Origin of the sequence: Actinoplanes subglobosus (genome assembly GCF_042650585.1) — a bacterium.
Classification (GTDB): Bacteria; Actinomycetota; Actinomycetes; order Mycobacteriales; family Micromonosporaceae; genus Actinoplanes; species Actinoplanes subglobosus.
Window position 1 is genome coordinate 467,626 of record NZ_JBHSBL010000015.1, and the last position, 19,870, is coordinate 487,495.

At 71.8% G+C, this 19,870-nt stretch carries 14 protein-coding genes; 8 read left to right on the forward strand and 6 right to left on the reverse strand.

Features of this window, described 5'->3' with window-relative positions; translation table 11 throughout:
* The first annotated feature begins 59 nt into the window (after nucleotides 1-59).
* The 4 genes from ACFO0C_RS16800 to ACFO0C_RS16815 all read left to right on the forward strand — a co-directional run bounded on the left by ACFO0C_RS16800 (nucleotide 60) and on the right by ACFO0C_RS16815 (nucleotide 5,740).
* Nucleotides 60-455, forward strand: a complete 396-nt coding sequence (locus ACFO0C_RS16800; protein WP_378067564.1) for a response regulator — start codon at nucleotides 60-62, stop codon at nucleotides 453-455.
* A gap of 75 nt (nucleotides 456-530) precedes the next feature.
* Nucleotides 531-2,489: a putative bifunctional diguanylate cyclase/phosphodiesterase gene (locus tag ACFO0C_RS16805; protein ID WP_378067565.1), complete on the forward strand. Its 1,959-nt coding sequence runs from the start codon at nucleotides 531-533 to the stop codon at nucleotides 2,487-2,489.
* Nucleotides 2,490-2,867: 378 nt separating this feature from the next.
* Nucleotides 2,868-4,409, forward strand: coding sequence for a histidine kinase N-terminal 7TM domain-containing diguanylate cyclase (locus ACFO0C_RS16810; RefSeq protein ID WP_378067566.1), 1,542 nt, complete (start codon nucleotides 2,868-2,870; stop codon nucleotides 4,407-4,409).
* 566 nt (nucleotides 4,410-4,975) lie between these two features.
* Nucleotides 4,976-5,740: a VC0807 family protein gene (locus ACFO0C_RS16815; protein ID WP_378067567.1), complete on the forward strand. Its 765-nt coding sequence runs from the start codon at nucleotides 4,976-4,978 to the stop codon at nucleotides 5,738-5,740.
* Nucleotides 5,741-6,308: 568 nt separating this feature from the next.
* Here the strand turns inward: ACFO0C_RS16815 and ACFO0C_RS16820 are convergent.
* The 4 genes from ACFO0C_RS16820 to ACFO0C_RS16835 are packed head-to-tail and all read right to left on the reverse strand — an operon-like array spanning nucleotide 6,309 to nucleotide 10,382.
* Nucleotides 6,309-8,561: an ABC transporter permease gene (locus ACFO0C_RS16820; RefSeq protein ID WP_378067568.1), complete on the reverse strand. Its 2,253-nt coding sequence runs from the start codon at nucleotides 8,559-8,561 to the stop codon at nucleotides 6,309-6,311.
* Nucleotides 8,558-9,241: an ABC transporter ATP-binding protein gene (locus tag ACFO0C_RS16825; protein ID WP_378067569.1), complete on the reverse strand. Its 684-nt coding sequence runs from the start codon at nucleotides 9,239-9,241 to the stop codon at nucleotides 8,558-8,560. Before ACFO0C_RS16825 ends, ACFO0C_RS16820 begins: the two co-directional genes overlap by 4 nt.
* A gap of 20 nt (nucleotides 9,242-9,261) precedes the next feature.
* Nucleotides 9,262-9,783, reverse strand: coding sequence for a PadR family transcriptional regulator (locus ACFO0C_RS16830; RefSeq protein WP_378067570.1), 522 nt, complete (start codon nucleotides 9,781-9,783; stop codon nucleotides 9,262-9,264).
* A 53-nt stretch (nucleotides 9,784-9,836) separates the two neighbouring features.
* Nucleotides 9,837-10,382 carry a GrpB family protein gene (locus ACFO0C_RS16835; RefSeq protein ID WP_378067571.1) on the reverse strand — a complete coding sequence of 182 codons (546 nt, stop codon included), beginning with the start codon at nucleotides 10,380-10,382 and terminating at the stop codon, nucleotides 9,837-9,839.
* Between the two features lie 657 nt (nucleotides 10,383-11,039).
* Here ACFO0C_RS16835 and ACFO0C_RS16840 point away from each other — a divergent pair.
* Together ACFO0C_RS16840 and ACFO0C_RS16845 are read left to right on the forward strand one after the other, a co-directional pair.
* Nucleotides 11,040-12,737 (forward strand): ABC transporter ATP-binding protein, encoded by a 1,698-nt coding sequence (locus ACFO0C_RS16840; protein WP_378067572.1) that lies wholly within the window; start codon nucleotides 11,040-11,042, stop codon nucleotides 12,735-12,737.
* Nucleotides 12,738-12,881: 144 nt separating this feature from the next.
* Complete coding sequence (locus ACFO0C_RS16845; protein ID WP_378067573.1) at nucleotides 12,882-14,612, forward strand: ABC transporter ATP-binding protein; 1,731 nt, start codon at nucleotides 12,882-12,884, stop codon at nucleotides 14,610-14,612.
* Here the strand turns inward: ACFO0C_RS16845 and ppk2 are convergent.
* Nucleotides 14,602-15,483, reverse strand: a complete 882-nt coding sequence (gene ppk2 / locus ACFO0C_RS16850; protein ID WP_378067574.1) for a polyphosphate kinase 2 — start codon at nucleotides 15,481-15,483, stop codon at nucleotides 14,602-14,604. The two genes, ACFO0C_RS16845 and ppk2, sit on opposite strands and share 11 nt — an antisense overlap.
* A 322-nt stretch (nucleotides 15,484-15,805) precedes the next feature.
* On the opposite strand from ppk2, the gene ACFO0C_RS16855 reads away from it, so the two are divergent.
* Together ACFO0C_RS16855 and ACFO0C_RS16860 are read left to right on the forward strand one after the other, a co-directional pair.
* Entirely contained in the window at nucleotides 15,806-18,406 is a 2,601-nt protein-coding gene (locus ACFO0C_RS16855; protein WP_378067575.1) for a LuxR C-terminal-related transcriptional regulator, read from the forward strand.
* Nucleotides 18,406-19,284: a LysR family transcriptional regulator gene (locus ACFO0C_RS16860; protein WP_378067576.1), complete on the forward strand. Its 879-nt coding sequence runs from the start codon at nucleotides 18,406-18,408 to the stop codon at nucleotides 19,282-19,284. The genes ACFO0C_RS16855 and ACFO0C_RS16860 overlap by 1 nt, the downstream gene beginning before the upstream one ends.
* On the opposite strand, the gene ACFO0C_RS16865 is transcribed toward ACFO0C_RS16860, so the two are convergent.
* Nucleotides 19,271-19,846: an alpha/beta fold hydrolase gene (locus tag ACFO0C_RS16865; protein WP_378067577.1), complete on the reverse strand. Its 576-nt coding sequence runs from the start codon at nucleotides 19,844-19,846 to the stop codon at nucleotides 19,271-19,273. The two genes, ACFO0C_RS16860 and ACFO0C_RS16865, sit on opposite strands and share 14 nt — an antisense overlap.
* Nucleotides 19,847-19,870: the final 24 nt, after the last annotated feature.

Genomic DNA, 19,870 nt, shown 5'->3' on the forward strand with positions numbered 1-19,870 from the left:
AACCTCCGAGGCAGGCCCCTCCGGCCACGGAAACAGGGCGAAACGAGAGGGTGGGACGGATGGTCGCGATCGTGGTGGCAGAGGACGATCACGACATCCTGATGGTCGTGCAGCGCCTGCTGACCCGCGCCGGGCACGACGTGGTGCCGACCGCCGACGGCGCCGAGGCGTGGGAGGCGATCCAGCGGCAACCGCCCGACCTGGTGGTCAGCGACATCAGCATGCCCAGGATGTCGGGAACCGAGCTCTGCCGGCTGATCCGGACCACCGAGGTGACCCGTGACATCCCGGTGCTCATCATCAGCGGCCACCTGATCCCGGGCGACACCGCCGCTGTCGAGCACGCCACCGCCGTACTGCGCAAGCCGTTCCTGGCCCGCGAGTTCGCCTCCTGCGTCGACAAGGTGCTGCAGACCGGGCACGTCGAGGGTCAGGGCCCGGCCGTCTGCCCGTGACCGCCCGGTTGCTCCCCGGCCGCAACCCAGCGTGTGTCATGTCGCACAGGTGCCGTGCCGAAGTGAGCCGAGTAGGTGAATCGCTGGAAGGTGATCATGGGCTCGGGTCGCGTGGCGTCGCGCTGGCTGGTCGGGCTGCTCAGCATCGTGCTGGCAGGCCTGTCCGGCTTCGCCGTGCTGGGCAGCCGTGAGCAGGCCGAGATCGTCTCGCAGCTCGCCTCCGACAGCGCCAACACCGACGCCTACCAGCGGACCGCCTACCTGGTCGCCTGGGAGATGGCCCTGATCCAGGCCTCGATGCGCGAACCCGACGGTGAGGAACGCCGCCAGCTGCTGAGCGTCTACGCGCAGACCCAGCAGGCGATGATCGAGATGGCCGCGATCGACAGCGAGGACCCACTGCTCACCGCCGAGATCGTCCGGGAACACCAGGGCCTGCGCCCGCAGATCCTCGCCTACCTGAAACTGCTCGACCAGGGTGACGCCGAGGGCGCTGAGGAGCGCCTGGAGAAGGTGATCGAGCCGATCGCCATGGAGATCATGAACGTGGTGCTCGACGAGCAACGGCATCACCTGGCCCTGCACGCCGACCAGCAGGCCGCGGGGGAGGCCGAGTCGCAGAGCCTGCTGCTGGGCAGCCTGCTGACCTTCACGGTCAGCCTGATCGCGCTCGTGCTCTTCGGCTGGTCCAACCGGTCCCACCGGCGGCAGGTCGAGGACATGGCGATCACCGACCCGCTGACCCGCCTGCCCAACCGCACCGCCTTCGCCCGCCGGGCCGCCCAGGCGCTGGCCGACGAGTCCGGTCACCGCCGCCGCCCGGGCCGGGCCCGGCTCGGGCGGCCCACCGTGCTCGTGGTCAACCTCGACGGCTTCCGGGACGTCAACGACCAGCTCGGGCACCAGATCGGCGACCTGCTGCTCATCCGCGCCGGCCGGCGCCTGCAGAAGGCCGTGCGCGAGAACGACTTCGTCGCCCGGCTCGGCGCCGACGAGTTCGCCGTCCTGCTGCGCGACACCGACCCCACCATCGGCGAGACCATCGCCGCCCGGGTCACCGAGGCCTTCGAGGACCCGTTCGTCATCGACGACGTGACCATCGACCTGGAGGTCAGCGTCGGCGCCGCCACCGCCGGGCCGGGCGAGGACGTCCCCACCGTGCTCCAGCACGCCGACACCGCGATGAACCTGGCCAAGGAACAGCGCCTCGGCTTCCGCCGCTTCAGCAACACCGGCACCGGCGACAGCAACGCCAGGCTCACCCTGCTCGGCGACCTGCGGCGCGCCCTGGACACCGGCGACGAGATAACCCTCAACTACCAACCCAAGATCGACATTGGTACGGGCGAACTGGCCGGCGTGGAGGCGCTGGCCCGCTGGCAGCACCCCACCAAGGGGCCCATCTCGCCCGGCACGTTCATCCCCGTCCTGGAGGCGACCACGCTCATCCACCGGTTCACCCACCAGGTGCTGACCGAGGCGCTCACCCAGGTCCGGACCTGGCTCGACCTCGGCCACCGGGTGCCCGTGGCGGTGAACATCTCCACCCGCTCACTGCTCGACCCGGCCTTCCCCAACCTGGTCGCCTCCCTGCTCCAGCAGGCCCGGGTCCCCGGGGAGCAGCTGTGCATCGAGGTCACCGAGCACAGCATCATGACCGACCCGAACACCGCCATCGAGGCTTTGCACCGGCTACGCAGTCTCGGCGTGAAGACCTCCATCGACGACTACGGCACCGGCTACTCGTCGATGACCTACCTGCGCCTGCTGCCGCTCGACGAACTCAAGATCGACCGCTCGTTCATCAAGGACCTGGTCACCGACACCGGCAGTCACGCCCTGGTCGCCTCCACCGTCGAACTCGGCCACAACCTCGGCCTCGCCGTCGTCGCCGAGGGCATCGAGGACGCCGACACACTCTCGGCGCTCCACGAACTCGGCTGCGACCTGGCCCAGGGATACCACCTGGCCCGGCCGATGACCGCCGACGCCCTCACCCAGCGCATCCACCGGCCCGCGGCCATGGTCGCCTGAGGCTGTGGAACCAGGGCGCTGTCGCCGTCCGGCTCCGGCCGCCCGGTCCCGGCCGGCACCAGCCGTTTCGGTTCCGCGGTCCCGGCCTTCGGCCGCCTGGTCCCAGCCGGCACCAGCCGTTTCGGTTCCGCGGTCCCGGCCTTCGGCCGCCTGGTCCCGGCCGGCACCAGCCGTTTCGGTTCCGCGGTCCCGGCCTTCCTCGACCACAGCCGCTCGCCGTCCCCGGCGTCCGGTGGCCGTACCGCATCGCATCGCCGGCAGGCGAAGATCGTCCTGTCACCCCCGTGCCGACCTCGGTCAACATCTACGTCGCGGCGGCGTTTCTCTCAACTCGGTTTCCGGCCCGCCGATGCACAGCCTCGGAGCGAAGGAGAACGGATGCGAGCGGCCCTGGTCACGGTGTACGTCGCGGCGACGCTGGTCGCGGCGACGTACGCGGTGCTGTGCCGGCGTCGTCGGCACCGGGCGCCGCTGGCCTCCTCACTGGCGCTGATCACCGGCGGGGCCGCGCTGTGGTCGCTCGCCCAGGCCGTCGCCGTCGGCACCACCTCGCTGCCGGTGGCGACCGCCGCGACCTACGTGATGTTCCCGGGCGTCGCCGTCGTCGTCGCCGGGTTCCTGTGGCACACCATCGTCTTCACCGGGCGCCTCGACCAGCTGCGCCGCTGGCGTGCCCTGCTGCTGGTACATCCGGTGCTGATGACGGCGGCGGTGATCACCGACCCCTGGCACCATCGGTTCCTCACGTCCGTCACCGCGTATCCCGACGGTGGCGTGACCGTCGCGCCCGGACCGCTGTACTGGACCCACACCGCCTACTGCTACGCGCTGATCGGCGTAGGCACCCTGATGTCGGTGGCCTCGATGCGCCGGGCGGTCCGCGGGCACCGGCGGGTCTTCGTGCTCTTCCTGGCCGGTGCGCTCGCCCCGCTGATCGGCAACGCGCTGACGATCTTCGCCGATCTCAGCGACCGCCAGGTCGACCTGACCCCGGTCCTGTTCCTGGTCACAGCCACGGTGTGGTGGTGGGCGGAACGGTCCGGCACCACGGCACGACGGATGCCGGTGGCGTACGACCAGGTGATCGCCGCCCTCAGCGACGCCGTGATGGTGCTCGACCCGGACGGCCGTGTCATCGACGTCAACCCGGTCGGTGCCGCGATGCTCGCCGAACTCGGCCACGTACCGGCCGGCACCCTGCTGGGCCGGATGTGGTTCGAGGTGGTCGGCCCCGAACTGACGGCGGCCTTCGCCGGCGGCAGCGACCAGCAGACCCTCTCCACCGCCGACGGAACCGTCTACGACGTGCGGGTGGTCCGCATGCGCACCGCCGACGGCAGCACCCCCGGCGCCGTCGTCGTGGTCCGCGACGTCACCGAGCTGGAACGACTCCGCGCCGAACTCACCGACCAGGCCGTCCGCGACGGGCTGACCGGGGTCTACAACCGCCGCCACCTGACGGCGGCGCTGCACGAGCTGGCCGTCACGGCCGACGCCGAAGGCCGGCCGCTCGCCGCGGTGATGCTCGACGTCGACCATTTCAAGGCCGTCAACGACACCCACGGGCATGCGGTCGGTGACGAGGTGCTGATCCGGATGGCGCAGGAGATCACCGCCGCGGTGGGCGACACCGGAACGGTGGCCCGCTACGGAGGCGAGGAGTTCGCCGTCATCCTGCCCGGCGTTTCGGCTCACGCGGCCGCGGCCCTGGCCGAACAGTGGCGTCGCTGCTGCGCCGAGGCGATGATCGCCACCCCGCGTGGCCCGCTGCGAGCCACGTTCAGCGCCGGCGTCGCCGAACTGGCCCCCGGCGCAGGCGTCGAGGATCTGCTGCGGCGTGCCGACCATGCGTTGTACGCGGCAAAGAAGCAGGGCCGAAACCAGGTGGTCACCGACACTTCGCTGGCCTTGCGCCCCTGACCGACCCTCGTCCCACCCGGTCCCACCCCGTCCCGTCCCTTTTTCGCGTCGTCCCGTTCTGTGCCGTCCCGTTCTGTGCCGTCCCGTTCTGTGCCGTCCCGTTCTGTGCCGTCCCGTTATGTTCCGTCCCGTTCTATGTCTTTCCCTCGCTGTGCCGGCCCGCCTTTTTCCGTCCGTCCCGTCCCCCTCTCGTCCCGTCCCGTCCCGTCTCGTCCGGCCCCGGCCAGCCCAATCCAGTTTTGTCCTTTCCTGTCCCGACACGTCTCTTTTCTGTCTCGTCGCGACCCGTCTCTTTCCGTCCCCGTCCATGGCTGGAGCCTGATGCGAACCCGGGCCCTTGCAATGCTCGAGCGTCGCGAACAGGCAGCAGAGTGTCACCGCCTTCCGTGATCTGCGAGTGCGCAAACCGTGTCGACCCATGTCTTGCGTTGTGATGCGTCGCGTAGCTGTCCACCGGTCGATGGACAACCGGGCTCAACGGCTCGGTCGTCCCGGCGGCAGGGCCCGGAACGGGAGCATGAATGCATCGCCGCCGAACGGCCGGCCACCATCGATGGGGGACTGTGATGCAGCACAACGGGACGCACACCAACGGACTCGCCGAGATGATCCGTGGACTGGTCTGGGACCTGGGACTGCCGCTGATCACCTACTACGGGTTGCACGCCGTAGGCGCCTCCGACAGCGCGGCACTGCTGGCCGGCACCGTGGGCGCGGCACTACGGATGGCGTGGGTAGCCGTGCGTAGCCGCACCCTGAGCCCGTTCTCCATGGTCATGGCCGCCGTCTTCGGTGTCGGACTGCTCTTCACCCTCCTGACCGGCGACCCGAGATTCCTGATCATCAAGCACTCGGCGATGGCCACCGCGATCGGTCTGGCATTCCTGGTTACCGCACTGCACGGCAGTCGACCTCTCACGCTGGCCGCCCAGCAGAGTTTCATGCCGGGCAAGGCCACCGAGTTGGCCGAGGCCTACGCCACCAACCCCGATGTCCGGCGGGGCCACCGTCTGGCCTCGCTCGTCTGGGGCGGCGGCCTGCTGATCGAGGCAGCGGCCCGCGCCGTACTGGTCTACCTCCTCCCGATCGAGATCATGGTCGGCGTCTCCACCGCACTGACCGTGGTCACGTTCGCCCTGCTGATCGCCTGGAACGCCCGCTACCTGGCTACCCACCGCCAGGCCGCCGCCGAGACCCGTCCCGAGCACCAGCTTCCGGTCGAGGACCACGTTTCGGTCAAGGACCAGGTTTCGGCCGAGGACCAGGTTTCGGCCGAGGACCAGGTTTCGGTCGAAGCCTCCGTCCGGGCAGAGGCTGCGGCCCACGTTTGAACCGGCCGACCCGGCGAGCATCCGAGACCTCGGCTCCCTCGGGCCGAGGTCTCAAACTCGCTTCCATCCAGGACCAACCCGCCCGCTGCCGGACCGCCCGGACCACCGGGCCGCCCGGACCGCTGGGCCGCTGGGCCGCCCGGGCCGCTGGGCTGCTGGGCCGCCCGGGCCGCTGGGCTGCTGGGCCGCCCGGGCCGCTGGGCCGCTGGGCCGCTGGGCCGCTGGGCCGCTGGGCCGCTGGGCCGCTGGGCCGCTGGGCCGCTGGGCCGCTGGGCCGCTGGGCCGCTGGGCCGCCGGGCCGCCGGGCCGCCGGGCCGCTGGGCCGCCGGGGCCGCCGGACCGCCGGGGCCGTCCGGAGTGCCTGGGTCACCCGGGCCGCCTCAGGCCTCCCCCGATCGCCCGGGGGAAGCCGGATTCGTGTGGGCCGTCTTGAGTGCTTTTGCTGCGGGACCCGCGGCAGTGGTTCGGGTGCCGGAGGAGGCCTGCCCGGCATCCTGGCCTTCGGCGCGGATCGGAGCTGCTCCGGTCCAGTGAACGCCAGGCTTCGGGCGGGTGGGTCGTTGGCGCCCTACTCGCTACGGAGGTTTCCTGGTCGGGTCAGGCGCATCAAGGTCGGTAGTGCCGCCGCGGTCGTTCCGAGGACCACCAACGCGGCCATTCCCGACGTCGTGCCGATGCCGAACCAGTCCACCGTGATCGGCGCCTCCACCGCCGCCATCAGGATCGATGACAGGCCACTGCCGAAACCGATCGCCAACGTCATGCCGAGCAGCACCGGCACCGCGGCCTGGAGGAGCACCGAACCGGACAGGGTTCGCCGCCTTGTCCCGAAGGCGACGAGCACCGCCAGGACCCTGCGTCGCTCCCGCATCTGCTCGGCCACGTTGACCACCATGCTCGCCCCGATCAGTACGAGCATCGCAATCGTGCCGGCCAGCAGACCCTGTCGGGTGCTCCGCAGCGCGTCGGCGACGGCCTCGTTGCCCGGACTGGCGATCAGCGCCTGCGGATCCAAGCGGGCAGCAGCATTGCGTAGCTGCTCCTGTGCGTCCGGGGATCCGCTGTCGAGAGTCAGCGTGTAGCGCGACTCACCGGCCGGGAACGCGTCGCCGGCTGCAGCGGGGGTGACCAGCAACAGGGGGCCGGAGTCCAGCAGAGCGTCGACAGGGGTCACGTCACGGGTCGACGACGGGGGCGTCCACGACCGGCCGCCCTCGATGGCGAAAGGCCCGCTGCTCGCCGTGTTGATGGCGAAGGCGTCACCGTCGGCGCAGCTGGGCATGGCGGCGTAGGTGGCCAGCGCCCAGCAACTCCCGATCCGAATCAGGACCGGTGCACCATCGTGGGTTGCGGCAACGATGCGCACGAGCTCGACGGACCGCACGCCGGGTGTCTCGCGCAGCGCGGTCGTCCATGTGCTGGTGGTGAGCTCCGTCTTAGGCATGACCTGATGGCGGACCTGCCCCGACGACGCGGTGTCTGCGCCACTGACCTGTGTTTCGATCCCGCTGACCAGGCCTTGGACGGCGATCACCCCGGCCACTGAGACGGCGATGCCGGACACCGCGCGCACCGCTGTGCCGCTGTCGAGCTGCAACCGGCGCACGGCCAGCTCCCAGGCGACGCCGCCACCACCGAGACGGCGCACGACCGCGTCGACCAGCCACGGCAGCAGCAGAGCGACGCCGATGAGCAGCAGGGCGACCCCCGTGGCCGCCCGGATCTCGATCGACCCCGAACCCGGCTCGGCATCGAGACCGTCCTTGAGGGGCCACAGCAGCCAGATCCCGGCGACCGGCAGGATGAGCCGCCACCACAGCCGCCGCCGGACCGTCGGGCTGAGCCGGACCACGCCGAGCGGCTCCACGACGACCCTGCGCATCGCCGACAGGGTGACCAGGACAGCCACGGCCGGGACACCCGCCGCGACGAGCACGACCAGCACCGGGACCGGGCGCATGTCGGACAGGTAGAAGCTGAAGGGGCCCGTCGCATATCTGCTGGCCAGCAACGCCGCGCTGAACGCGAGGACCGCGCCCACCAACAGCCCCAGGACAGCCCCGGCAAGGGTTTCGCCGGCGGCGATCCGCCGGGTCATGCCGGCATCCGACCCGACCAGCCGTAACGCCGCGAGCCGCTTGTCACGGGCCTCGCCGCCGAACCGGACGGCGCTGGCCATGAACACGATGACCGGCGTCAGCAGCACGACCATGCCGACGGCGGTGAGCAGCACCATCATCGGGGAGACGCCTTCCTCGGCATAGCGGTAGCCGAACGCGTCGATCCGATAGCCGCTGTCCTCAGTGAGGGTGTCGGCGCCCAGATAGAAGGCCAGATCGGCGGGACCGGTCAGGCCCTCGTCGCCGATCGTGCCGACGACCCGCGCGTCCCACCGCTGGGCGAGCACCGGATTACTGTCGATCAGCCGCTGGAGGGCGGGGGAGACCAGCATCTCGCCGGGGCCGGGCAGAGTGGTGACGCCCGGCGGGATCGGCGGCCGCGAGCCCTCCGGCTGAAGCATCCGGCCGTGGATCGCGTCGTCACGGAAGGTGGTCGTCGCGATGCCGATCAGCATCGTATCGTCGCCGCGCGCCAGGTCTCGCTCACTGCCGAGTGCCTCGGTGCGGGCCTCCTTGCGTGCCCCGCTCGCCTCCAGCGCGGACGGCAGCGCGGCCAGGCACAGCAGCAGAGCGACACCGACACCCGTACCGGCGGCGATCAACGCGAGCCGCGCCCAGCCGGCCCGGCCGCCGGCGACGCTCATCCGCGCCCCGAGCCCCAGCTCGAAGATCCACCGGCGCAGACGGCCGCGGCCCGTCATCGGGCGTGCTCCTGCTCGCGGACCCGGCCGTCACGGACGACGGCCTCGCGGTCGGAGTATGCCGCGACCCGTGCCTCGTGGGTGACCAGCACGACCGCGGCACCGGTCTCGCGGGCTGCCGCGATGAACAGTTTCATCACCAGCTCACCATTGAGCGAGTCGAGGGCGCCGGTCGGCTCGTCGGCGAACACCACGCGCGGCCTGCTGACCAGCGCGCGGGCCACCGCGACCCGCTGGCCCTGACCGCCGGACACCTGACCGGGCCGCTTGGTGGCGACCTCGCCGACCTCGAGCCGCTCCAGCCAGCCGGTGGCGGTGCGGTGCGCCTCCCGCCGGCCGACGCCGGACAGCCGCAGGGGCAACGCCACATTCTCCACACAGGTCAGCTCCGGAACGAGCTGACCGAACTGGAAGACGAACCCGAACTCGCCGCGCCGCAGAGCGCTGCGCTCGCTGTCGGACATCGCGGTCAGGTCGCGGCCGTCGTAGGACACCCGGCCGGCGGCGGGCTGGAGGATGCCGGCCAGGCAGTGCAGCAGGGTCGACTTGCCGGAGCCGGACGGGCCCATCAGCGCGACCACCTCACCCGCCCAGATGTGCAGGGAGGCGTCGTCGAGCGCCTTGGTCTCGCCGAAGTTGAGGGACAGGCCCTCGGCGGCCAGCAGCGGTTGATCGGTCATCGGGGAGACTCCCTGAGAGGTCACGGACGGATGCGGGCGGCCAGGCGGTCCAGGCGGGCGGCGGTCAGCTCCAGCCAGCGCAGATCGGCCTCCAGGTGGAACAGAGCGTGGTCGCAGATCAGCTCGTCTGCGAGGTCGCCGTCGTTCTTACGGCGGGTGAGCTCGCGCATCAGCCGCAGATGCTCGGCACGCTGGGCGTCGAGCACGTCGTTGGCGTCGCGCCCGGTCATCAGGGCCAGCACGACCTTGGTATAAAGGGTGCTCTGGAGATAGGGCTCCGGCTTCTCTGGTCGGCCGATCCACTCCGCCACGTCGGTGATCCCGGCATCGGTGATCGCGTAGCGCTTGCGGTCGGGGCCGTCGCCCGGCTCCGACTCGACCTCGACGAGTCCGTTTTTCAGCAACCTGGCCATCGTCGAGTAGACCTGCCCATAGTGCAGCGCCCGGTCACGCCCGAAGGTGTCGTCGTAGGTGCGCTTGAGGTCATAACCGTGTCGTGGCCCGTTCTCCAACAGACCCAGGAGTGCGAAGGTGACTGACATGCGGCTACTATACACACCATGTATAAACGTGGTGCATACCCAGCTCGGGGCCTCTACTTCTCCCACACGGGCACGGAGGGCAGACCACGTGCGGCCCGGGCCCGGTCGGTCAGCTCCTGGATGAGCGCGGTCTTGGCCCGTGCGTAATCGGCGGGGTGCGTGCCGGCGTCGGCCACGTCCCGTTTCAGCCGGGCATAGCGTTCGGCCTCGGCTGGGTGTGCCCGCAGATAATCACGCAGGATGCGCTGGTTGCGGGTTGGCCAGGTGTCCGCGGCGACCATGTGCAGGATGTGGGTGCGTCGCCGACCGGCAAAACGGACGTAAAGGAGCCGGTCCGTCATCGCGTTGGAGTGTCGCCGATAGCCGTGGTCGGCCAGCGAGCCCTCGCGGCCTTCGACTTCGGCGAGATCGGCGGCTGCCGCCATCAGGTCGATCGTCGGTTTTGCCGCCAGTCCGGGCACGGCGGTCGAGCCGATGTGCTCGATCGCCGACACCACGCCATGGAGGACGGTCCAGAGCTCGGCGATCGCCTCCGCTGCCATGCCGGGCCATGCCGGGTCGTAGTCGACAACCTCGATAGGGGTCCCATTCACGACCACATTGTTGGGTTCGGGCGCCTGCTAAGAGCGAAGGGCGACGGGCCTGGGGTGGCGGAAGCAGGCCTGGCGTGGCGGAAGGGCGGCCGGGTCCGCGGGCGGTAGTCGGGTGAGGCTTGGGCAACGGAGCGCGGCCCGGCCGGGGCGGCGCGAGAGGCCGGCGGCCTGGGGTGGTGCGAGAAGGCGGGCGGCCTGGGGTGGTGCGAGAAGGCGGGCGGCCTGGGGTGGTGCGAGAAGGCGGGCGGCCTGGGGTGGTGCGAGAGGCGGGCGGCCTGAGGCGGTGCGAGAAGGCGGGCGGCCTGAGGCGGTGCGAGAGGCGGGCGGCCCGGGGCGGTGCGAGAAGGCGGCCGGCGACGGGAGAGGAGGGGTGAGTCGGGCGGTAAGGAGGCAGTTATGCCGAGGCGGGTGGCGAAGAGGGTGGGCCGAGGCAGGCGGCGAGGACGAGGTGGGCGGACCTAGGTGGTGCAGGCCGGGAGCGGGTGGCGAAGAGGGTGGGCCGAGGCAGGCGGCGAGGACGAGGTGGCGGACCTAGGTGGTGCGGGCCGGGAGCGGGTGGCGCGGGAGCGGGTGGTGTGGGACGGGTGGTGTGGGGACGTGCGGTGGGGATTGAGGGGAACTCCGCCTCGTGAGGTAAGGGGTGCCTAACCTAACATCGGAGTGGTGACGTTGCATGATCATCCCGGGACGGCGGTGCTGCTCAGAGCGGTCCGACGCAACGGAAGGCTGCTGTGGACCGGGACAGCGCTCTCCGGCATCTATCAACTGAGCGCGGCGTTCGTACCCATCATGATCGGGGTGATCGTCGACCGCGCCGTCGCCACCGGTGACGTGATCGCCCTCCTGGCCTGGACCGCTGTCCTCGGTCTGGTCTATCTCGTTCACGTGGTGAGCTACCGCTTTGCCGCGCGGCGTCTGCAGCGCGCCATCGTCGAGGAGAGCCATCGGCTGCGTGTCGAGATCGCCGCTCGGATCCTGCACCCGCGCGGGGTGCGGACCGACCGGCACGCCGGTGATCTGCTGACGGTCTCCACGTCGGACGCCGAGTACACGTCCTACCTGCTGGATCACATCCCGCGGGTCACCAGTTCCCTGGTCGCGGTCGTCGTCAGCGCGGTCACCCTGCTGCTGATCTCGGCGCCGCTCGGCCTGACCGTGCTGATCGCCACACCGATCGTGCTGGCGGTGCTCAACCTGACCGCGCCGGTGATCGCTCGGCGCGTCCGGGACCAGCAGGATCAGGCGGGCCGGGCGACGTCGCTGGCCACCGACCTGGTCACCGGCCTGCGACCGCTGCGGGGGCTCGGTGCCCAGGACGCCGCCGCGGAACGCTACCGGGTGGTCAGTCGTCAGTCCCTGACCGCGACGGTCCGGGCCTCCCGAACCCAGAACGCGTATCTGAGCGCCTCCACCACCCTGAGCACGCTGCTGGCCGGGGGCATCGCGATCGTCGCCGGCTGGTTCGCGCTGACCGGCCGGATCACCGTCGGCCAGTTCATCACCGTGATCGGCTCCGCCCAGTTCCTCATCGAACCGTTCGGGACGCTCGCTGTCGTACCCAGTTGGACGGCCGCGGCCCGGGCGGCGGCCGACCGGGTCGCCTCGGTGACCACCGCGGGCCTGATCCTGCCCGACGGTGCCGCGGATCCGTCCGAGCAGCGGTGCGACCTGCGCCTGACCGGGGTGACGCACGGCCCGCTCACCGGCCTTGACCTGCACCTGCGCCCGGACGAGTTGCTCGGCGTGGTCGCGCACCGGCCCGGCGACGCCGAGGCGCTGGTCCGGCTCCTCGCGGTGCCGGACGGCTACGACGGCGACATCCTGCTCGGCGGCGAGCGGCTCGACGCCGTGGACCGCGCCCGGGCCCGGCGGCTGCTGCATGTCGAGCCGCACCACACCGATCTGTTCACCGGCACTCTCGCCACCAACATCGCCGTCCACGACTCCTCCGGCGAGCATCTGTCCGGTGTGCTGCGCGCGGCTGCCGCCGACGAGGTGGCCCGCCTGCATCCGGAAGGTCTCGGCACCCTGATCACCGAACGCGGCACCAATCTCTCCGGCGGCCAGCGCCAGCGGGTCGCCCTGGCCCGGGCGCTGCACGCCCGGCCGCCGCTGCTGGTCCTGCACGATCCGACGACCGCTGTCGACGCCGTCACCGAGCAGGCCATCGCCGACGGTCTCCGGGCTCTGCGGCACGGTCCGGGATCGGGGTTCGGCACGCTCGTCATCACCACCAGCCCGGCCCTGCTCGCCGCCGCCGACCGGGTCGTCGTCCTCACCGACGGCGCGGTCTCCGCCGAGGGCACGCACGCCTCGCTGGTCGACGGCGACGACACCTACCGCCGGGCGGTGCTGCGATGACCGCGCCGTTCCTGCCGGTCGCCGGCTCGCTGGTCGACGGCGATGACACCTGCCGCCGGGCGGTGCTGCGGTGACCGCGCCGTTCCTGCCGGTTGCCGGCTCGCTGGTCGACGGCGATGACACCTGCCGCCGGGCGGTGCTGCGGTGACCGCGCCGTTCCTGCCGGTCGCCGGTTCGCGGGAGAGCCGTGCCTGGCTCGGCGCCGAGCTGCGCACCCGCCCCGGTGACACCGCGCTGACCCTGCTCGCCGGGCTGCTGGCGGCGGTCGCCGCGATCGTTCCCGCCTATGCTCTGGGCCTGCTCGTCGACCGGGTCCGGGCCGGTGGTGACACCGCCGCGATCGTCCCGGTCGCCGTGACCATCGTGCTGGCCGCGCTGCTCGGCGGCCCCGCGACCGGGCTGGCCGGCCACCTGACCCGCCGGCTGGGTTCACGGATCCTCGCCGACCTGCGCGAACGCACCGTCGACACGGCACTGCGGCTGCCGGCGCAGATCCTCGACCGGGTCGGCCGCGGCGACCTGCTGTCCCGGGTGAGTGCCGACATCACCGCGATCGACCGGGCCGTCTCCGACGTGTTGCCCGGCATGGTGTCGGCGTTGCTGCTGGCCGCCATCAGTCTGGTCACGATCATCGGCATCGACTGGCGTCTCGGCCTTGCCGGTGCGATCGCGCTGCCGCTCTACGTGCTGGCGCTGCGCTGGTACCTTCCGCGGGCGGCGCCGTCCTACGCCGCCGAGCGGATCGCCGTCGCCGACCGGTCCCAGCAGCTCGTCGAGAGCATGCAGGGCTTGCGGACGGTCCACGCCTACCGCCTCGAGGACCGGCGGCTCGACGGTATCGCCGAGGCGTCGGCTCGCGCCCGGGACATCTCGATGTACGTGTTCTCCTTCTACACCCGTTTCGTCGGCCGGATCAACCGTGCCGAGCTGGCCGGTCTCGCCGCGGTGCTGATCGTCGGCTTCCTGCTGGTCCGCGCGGGTACGGCGACCGTCGGCGAGGTCTCGGCCACCGCCCTGCTGCTGCACCGCCTGTTCCTCCCGGTGATCCTGCTGATGGTCACGTTCGACAAGGCGCAGGACGCGGGTGCCAGCCTGGCCCGTCTCGTCGGCGTCCTCGGTATGCCCGTCGAGCGCCGTGGTTCCGGCTCCGAGCCGTCCGGCCGCGACCTGGTGCTGGACGACGTCACCTTCGGGTACGACGACGGCCCGCCCGTGCTGCGGGGTGTGAGTCTGCGTGTCGAGCCGGGCGAGCTGGTGGCGCTGGTCGGCTCGACGGGCGCGGGCAAGACGACCGCCGCCTCGCTGGCGGCCGGCATTCTGCGCCCCGCCAAGGGCGAGGTCACGCTCGGCGGCGTCCCGGTCACCGACCTGCCGGCCCACACGATCGCCATCGTCAGCCAGGAGACGCACGTGTTCGCCGGCCCGCTGTGCGAGGACCTGCGCCTGGCCCGCCCGTCCGCGTCCGACGAGGATCTGACCGCGGCGCTGGCGGGGGTGGGGGCGCTCGGCTGGGCCCGGAGTCTGCCCGGCGGACTGGACACGGTGGTCGGCGACGGCGGTCACGCCCTGACCGCGGCGCAGGCTCAGCAGCTGGCCCTGGCCCGGGTGCTGCTGATGGATCCGCCGGTGGTGGTGCTCGACGAGGCCACCGCCGAGGCGGGCAGCGCCGGCGCCCGGGATCTGGAGTTCGCCGCTTCGGCGGCACTGACCGGCCGGACCGCGCTGGTGGTGGCCCACCGGCTGACCCAGGCGGCGGCCGCCGACCGGATCATCGTGATGGAGGACGGCGAGATCGTGGAGAGCGGGCCGCACGGCGAGCTGGTGGCGGCCGGTGGACGTTACGCCCGCCTGTGGTCCGCGTGGTCTACCCGGTGAACCGGCCGGTGCGCCGCCGCTCGGCCTGCATCAGGGCCACCTCCTCGGCGCCGGTCACGACGATCCGCGGGTCGGGGGTGAAGTCCAGATCGACCGAGCGGTCCTTGTAGTCGACCGCCCCGAGGATGACCTTCATCGCGTTGAGCCGGGCCAGCTGCTTGTCGTTCGACCGGACGATCACCCACGGGGCGGGACGGGTGTCCGTACGCCGGAGCATCTCGTATTTGAAGGTCGTGAAGTCGTCCCATCGATCCTGTGCCTGCAGATCGATCTCGCTGAGCTTCCACTGGCGCAGCGGATCGGTGCGGCGCCGTTCGAACCGCCGGGCCTGTTCCTGCCTGGTCACGCTGAAGTAGAGCTTGACCAGGATCGTCCCCTGCCGGGTCAGGTCCTTCTCGAAGCCGGTCACACCGAGCAGGAAGTCGCTGTATTCCCGGGCCGTGCAGAAGTCGAAGACCCGTTCCACCATCGCGCGGTTGTACCAGCTCCGGTCGAACAGGACGAGTTCGCCGCCGGTCGGGAATTCGGCGACGTACCGCTGGAAGTACCACTGGGACCGCTGCTCGGCGGTCGGCCGGCCGAGCGCGACGACCCGGCAGTGCCGCGCGTTCATGTAGCGGGCGACCCGCCGGATGGCGCCGCCCTTGCCGGACGCGTCCCGCCCCTCGAACAGCACGATCATGCGGAGGTTCTGCGCTTCCAGGTGCTGCTGGAGCTTGAGCAGCTCGACCTGCCACGGCCGCAGCATGCCCTCGGCGTCGATCCGCCGGGCCAGGGTGTTGCGCTCGCGCCGCAGGCGGCTGATCTCCAGGAGTGCCTGCCCGTATTTCGCTGCCAGTTCCGTCGGCGCCGGTGGTGTCGTAGCGGGCATGGTGTGCCTCCTCCAGCGCTGTCGGGTCACGGCAGATCCAGGATCCCGCCCCTGGTGGTACGGCCGCGTCATCCCTGCCGAGTGATCCGTCCGCGGGCCGGCCCTCATCCGCAGCGGATGAACCCTGCCGCGTGCCTGCAACTTGCACGCTGGGAAAACGGCCTTGTTGCGCGCTGCGTGCGAATACCGATGGTTGCCGCTCGTGTGCGCGCTGTGATTCGGTGAGCCGGGGGCAAGGAAGATCGTCGATCACATCCGGTCACCGCATTCGCGAGCGGTGACCGTCCGGCATGCCCGCGGGGCTGGGGTCTAGGGGGCACACATGACAGAACAGGCGGACAGCCGCGTGACGGCGCCGATACCCATGGAACACACCGTCCCACCGCGGCTGTCGTCCGGGGTGGCGCCACGTCCGCGGCTGATCGGGCTGCTGGACACCGGCGTGCAGCGGGCGGTGACACTGATCTGCGCCGGACCCGGCTGGGGCAAGACGACCCTGGCCGCGTCCTGGGCGGCGGCGCGGTCCAAGGGCGGGCCGGTCGCCTGGCTCACCGTGGACGCACAGCACAACGACCCGTGCCGGTTCTGGGCGGACCTTCTCACGGCCCTGCGCGCCACCGGCGCCGTGCCGGTCCCGCCGGACGGCCCGCCCGCCGACGCCCTGCGCACCGCCGTGGCCGCGCTGGCCGGGCCGGTCGTCGTGATCATCGACGACCTCCAGGCGGTCACCGACGCGCGGGTCCTCGACATCCTCGCCGAGGTGCTGCGCCGGCACGCCGACCGGCTGCGGTTCGTCCTGGTCACCCGCCGGGAACCGGACCTGCCGCTGCACCGGTTCCGGGTCAGTGGTGGCCTCGTCGAGATCCGGCCCGGCGACCTGGGATTCCAGCTCGACGAGGCGGGCCTGCTGACCCTCGCCCGGGGCCGCACTCTGGGCCCGAAACCGCTGGCCGAGATGGTCCGCCGGACCGAGGGCTGGCCCGCCGGGCTGCGGCTGCTGCTCGACACCCCCGACCCGGTCGCCGCCGAGGAGGCCCTCGACCAGTACCTGATCCGGGAGGTGCTGCCCGGCCAGGACGACCGGGTACGCCAGTTCCTGTTGCGTACGAGCATCCCGAACCGGGTCTGCGCCGGGCTCGCCGACGCGCTCACCGGCGAGAGCGGCGGCCAGCAGACCCTGGAGCAGCTGGCCCGGCACAACCTGTTCGTCGAACGTGCCGGTACCGGCCGGTGGTTCCGCTACCACCCGCTGTTCCGGGCCGCCCTGCGCCGCCGGGTCGCCCGGCGCTGGCCCGGCGAACCGGCCCGGCTGCACCGAGTCGCGGCCGCCTGGCACGAACGCGACGGCAGCGCCCTGTCCGCGATCACTCACGCCGCCGACGCCGGCGATTGGGACCTCCTCGCCCGGTACGTCGTCCGCCGCGGCCTGCCCCTGTTCACCTCGGCCGACCGTCCCCAGTTCGTCGAGGTGCTCCAGCGCATCCCGCCCGAGCGGTTCGCCACCTCGGCCGAGCTGGCCGTCTGCGAGGCGATCCTCGTCTACGCCCACGGCGACCACGCGGCGATGCCCCGCAACGTGGCCACCGTCGAAGCCCTGCTCGCCGACCGGGACGGCACGACCCGGATGGAGATCGGCGCCGCCCTCGCGGTGCTGCGCGCCACCACCGTGCTGCGCTGGCGCGGCGACATGAACCAGCTCGTCGACGCCGGCACCAGCCTGCTCGATCAGCTCTCCCGGCTCAGTTTCGAGCAGATGCCGGTGCTCCCGCAGTACCGGGCGATGATGCTCAACTGCAAGGGCGCCGGACTGCTGTGGACCGGCCGTCTCGACCACGCCGACCGCTACCTGTGGGCTGCCACCAGCTCCGCCCGCACCGCCGGCGTGCCGCTCTTCGAGATCAACTCGATGGCACTGCTGGCCCAGCTCGCCTTCGTCCAGGGTTCCCTGCGCGAGGCCTGGGAGCACGCCGACGCAGCCGAGGAGGTCGCCCGGCGCATCGACGTGCAGTACCGGATGGCGGTCGGGCCGGCCTACCTGGCCCGGGCGCTGATCGAGTCGGAGCGTGGGCGCGAGTCCGAGGCAGAGGAACAGCTGCGCAGCGGATTGCACGCGCTCGGCGAGAAACCGGAGGTGGCCCAGGCGGTCCTGGCCGGGCTGGTCCGGGTGCGGCTGCTGACGGACCGGGGAGAGGCCGCGGCGGCCGGTGCGACCCTGGCCCGGCTCAGCACCCAGATCACGCCGCCGGTGGCCGTACCGCTGCTCGGTCGTCTGCTCGCCCTGGCCGACGCCGAGATCCGGCTGATGATCGGTGACCCGGCCGTCGTCATCGCCCGCTACCGGGGCCGGGCCAACCTGCTGCCCGCCGAGCAGCTCTGCCTGGCCCGCGCCCACCAGGCCAGCGGTGATCTGGCGGTCGCCGACATCCTGCTGAGCCGGATCCGCGACGGCTCGGACCGGGTCTCGGCCGTCGGCGCCTGGATCCTGACCGCGCTCGCCGCCGACACCCAGGGCCGCAGCTCGGTCGCCAGTGAGGCCCTCGCCCGGGCACTCGCGACCGCCGAGCCGGAACGCATCCGCCGGCCGTTCCGCACTTTCGACGCCCAGCGGGTGCTGGTCCTGGCCGAACGCCAGCAGTGGCTGACCGAGCTGCGGAGCCCCGGCGGTGGCGGTGGCGGCGTGCTCGCCGAGATCACCGGGGAGATCCCGGTCATCTCCGGCGGGCCGGCGGCCGGACCGCTGAGTGAACGCGAGATCGACGTCCTTCAGTACCTTCCCACCGTCCTGACCGCCGCCGAGATCGCCGAGAACCTGGGAATCTCGGTCAACACGGTGAAGGCCCACATGCGATCGATCTACCGCAAGTACGGCGTGGGCCGCCGCCGGGAAGCCGTGGTGGTGGCCCGCCAGGCCGGTCTGATCTGATGCAGCCGACCGGCGGCGGTGGGAACGACGTGCTCGAACGCAACGAGATCGAGGTGCTCCTGACCCTGGCCGAACAGTTGCACGTCGGGCGTACCGCGGAACGGCTGCACCTGCCCAGCGCCCGCGTCACCCGGATCATCCAGCGTCTGGAACGGCGGATCGGCGCCAGCCTGTTCGTCCGGACCAGCCGGGTCGTCGGCCTCACCCCGGTCGGCGCCCGCCTCGTCGGCGACCTCACCCCGCACGTGGCCGGAATCGAGGCCGCGGTCCGCCGCGCGGTCGAGGCCAGCCGCGGGATCCGCGGCACCCTGCGGGCCGGGTTCGCCGGGGCAGTCGCCGGTGGGCTGTTGCTGGGTGCCGTGGCGACGTTCGCCGACCGATATCCCGGCTGCACGGTCCGCGTCCAGGAGACCCGGCTGAGTGACGCGGGTGGCTTCGATCTGCTCGTCACCGCACCGCCGGTCGACGGCATGCGGGTCGGGCCGGTGCTGCTCGCCGAGCCGTGGGTGCTGGCCGTCGCCCGCGATCACCCCTTGGCAGCCCTCGAACTGGTCAGCCGGGAGGTGCTGGCGGCCCATCCTGTGCTCCGCTTGCGTGACGGCGCCACCGAGGAGTCCCGGATCTACCGGCTCCCGGCGGTGACACCCACCGGCCGCCCGGTACCCCGTGGTCCGGAGGCCGGCACATTCCCCGAGGCCTTGGCCCTGGTGGCGGAGGGACGGGGCGTCCTCCCGGTGGGCGAGCGCGCCGCCCGGTTCTCGCCCCGCCCCGACGTCGTCCATCTGCCGATGCCGGACGTGCCGCCGGTCCCGTGGTCGCCGGTGTGGCGGGCCGATGACGAGAGCGCGCTGTTACGGGCGTTCCTCACCGCATGGTGAGCAGCAGCGCGGCGAACCCGGCCGGGTCGCGCAGATGCGGGAAATGCTCGGCGCCGAGATGGGTGGACCGGGGGAGAGGTTCGGCGAGCCACTCGCGATAGCCGTCCAACAGGTCCGGATTCTGCCGGGGTACGGCGAACTGGCGATACAACTCAGGAACGTCGTCGAGACTCTCCGGGTCACCGCAGCCGACCGTGATGACCCGGTGGGTGACATACCGCTCCGCGAACGTCTCGGCCAGCCGCGCCGACTCGGCGTGCGCGATCAGGATCGGGGCGCGCCGCAGGTCCAGGCTGTTCACCAGCATCGCCAGGTCGTGGGCCAGGTCGCCGGCCCCGCAGTCGTCACGGGCCGCGGACTGGCCGTGGCCGGGCAGGTCGACGGCGACCGCCGAGACGCCGTCGCCGAGCTCGGCGGCCAGCGGCCACCACATGGTGCGGTCGTAGCGCAGCCCGTGCAGCAGCACGACGGGCCGGCCGAACCGGCCCCAGCGGTCGTAGACGAGCAGGTTCCGCGGCGTCCCGTAGGCATGGGTGGTACGGCGGGGTGGTTGTGGGTGCACGGGATCGTCTCCTGAATCGGGGGA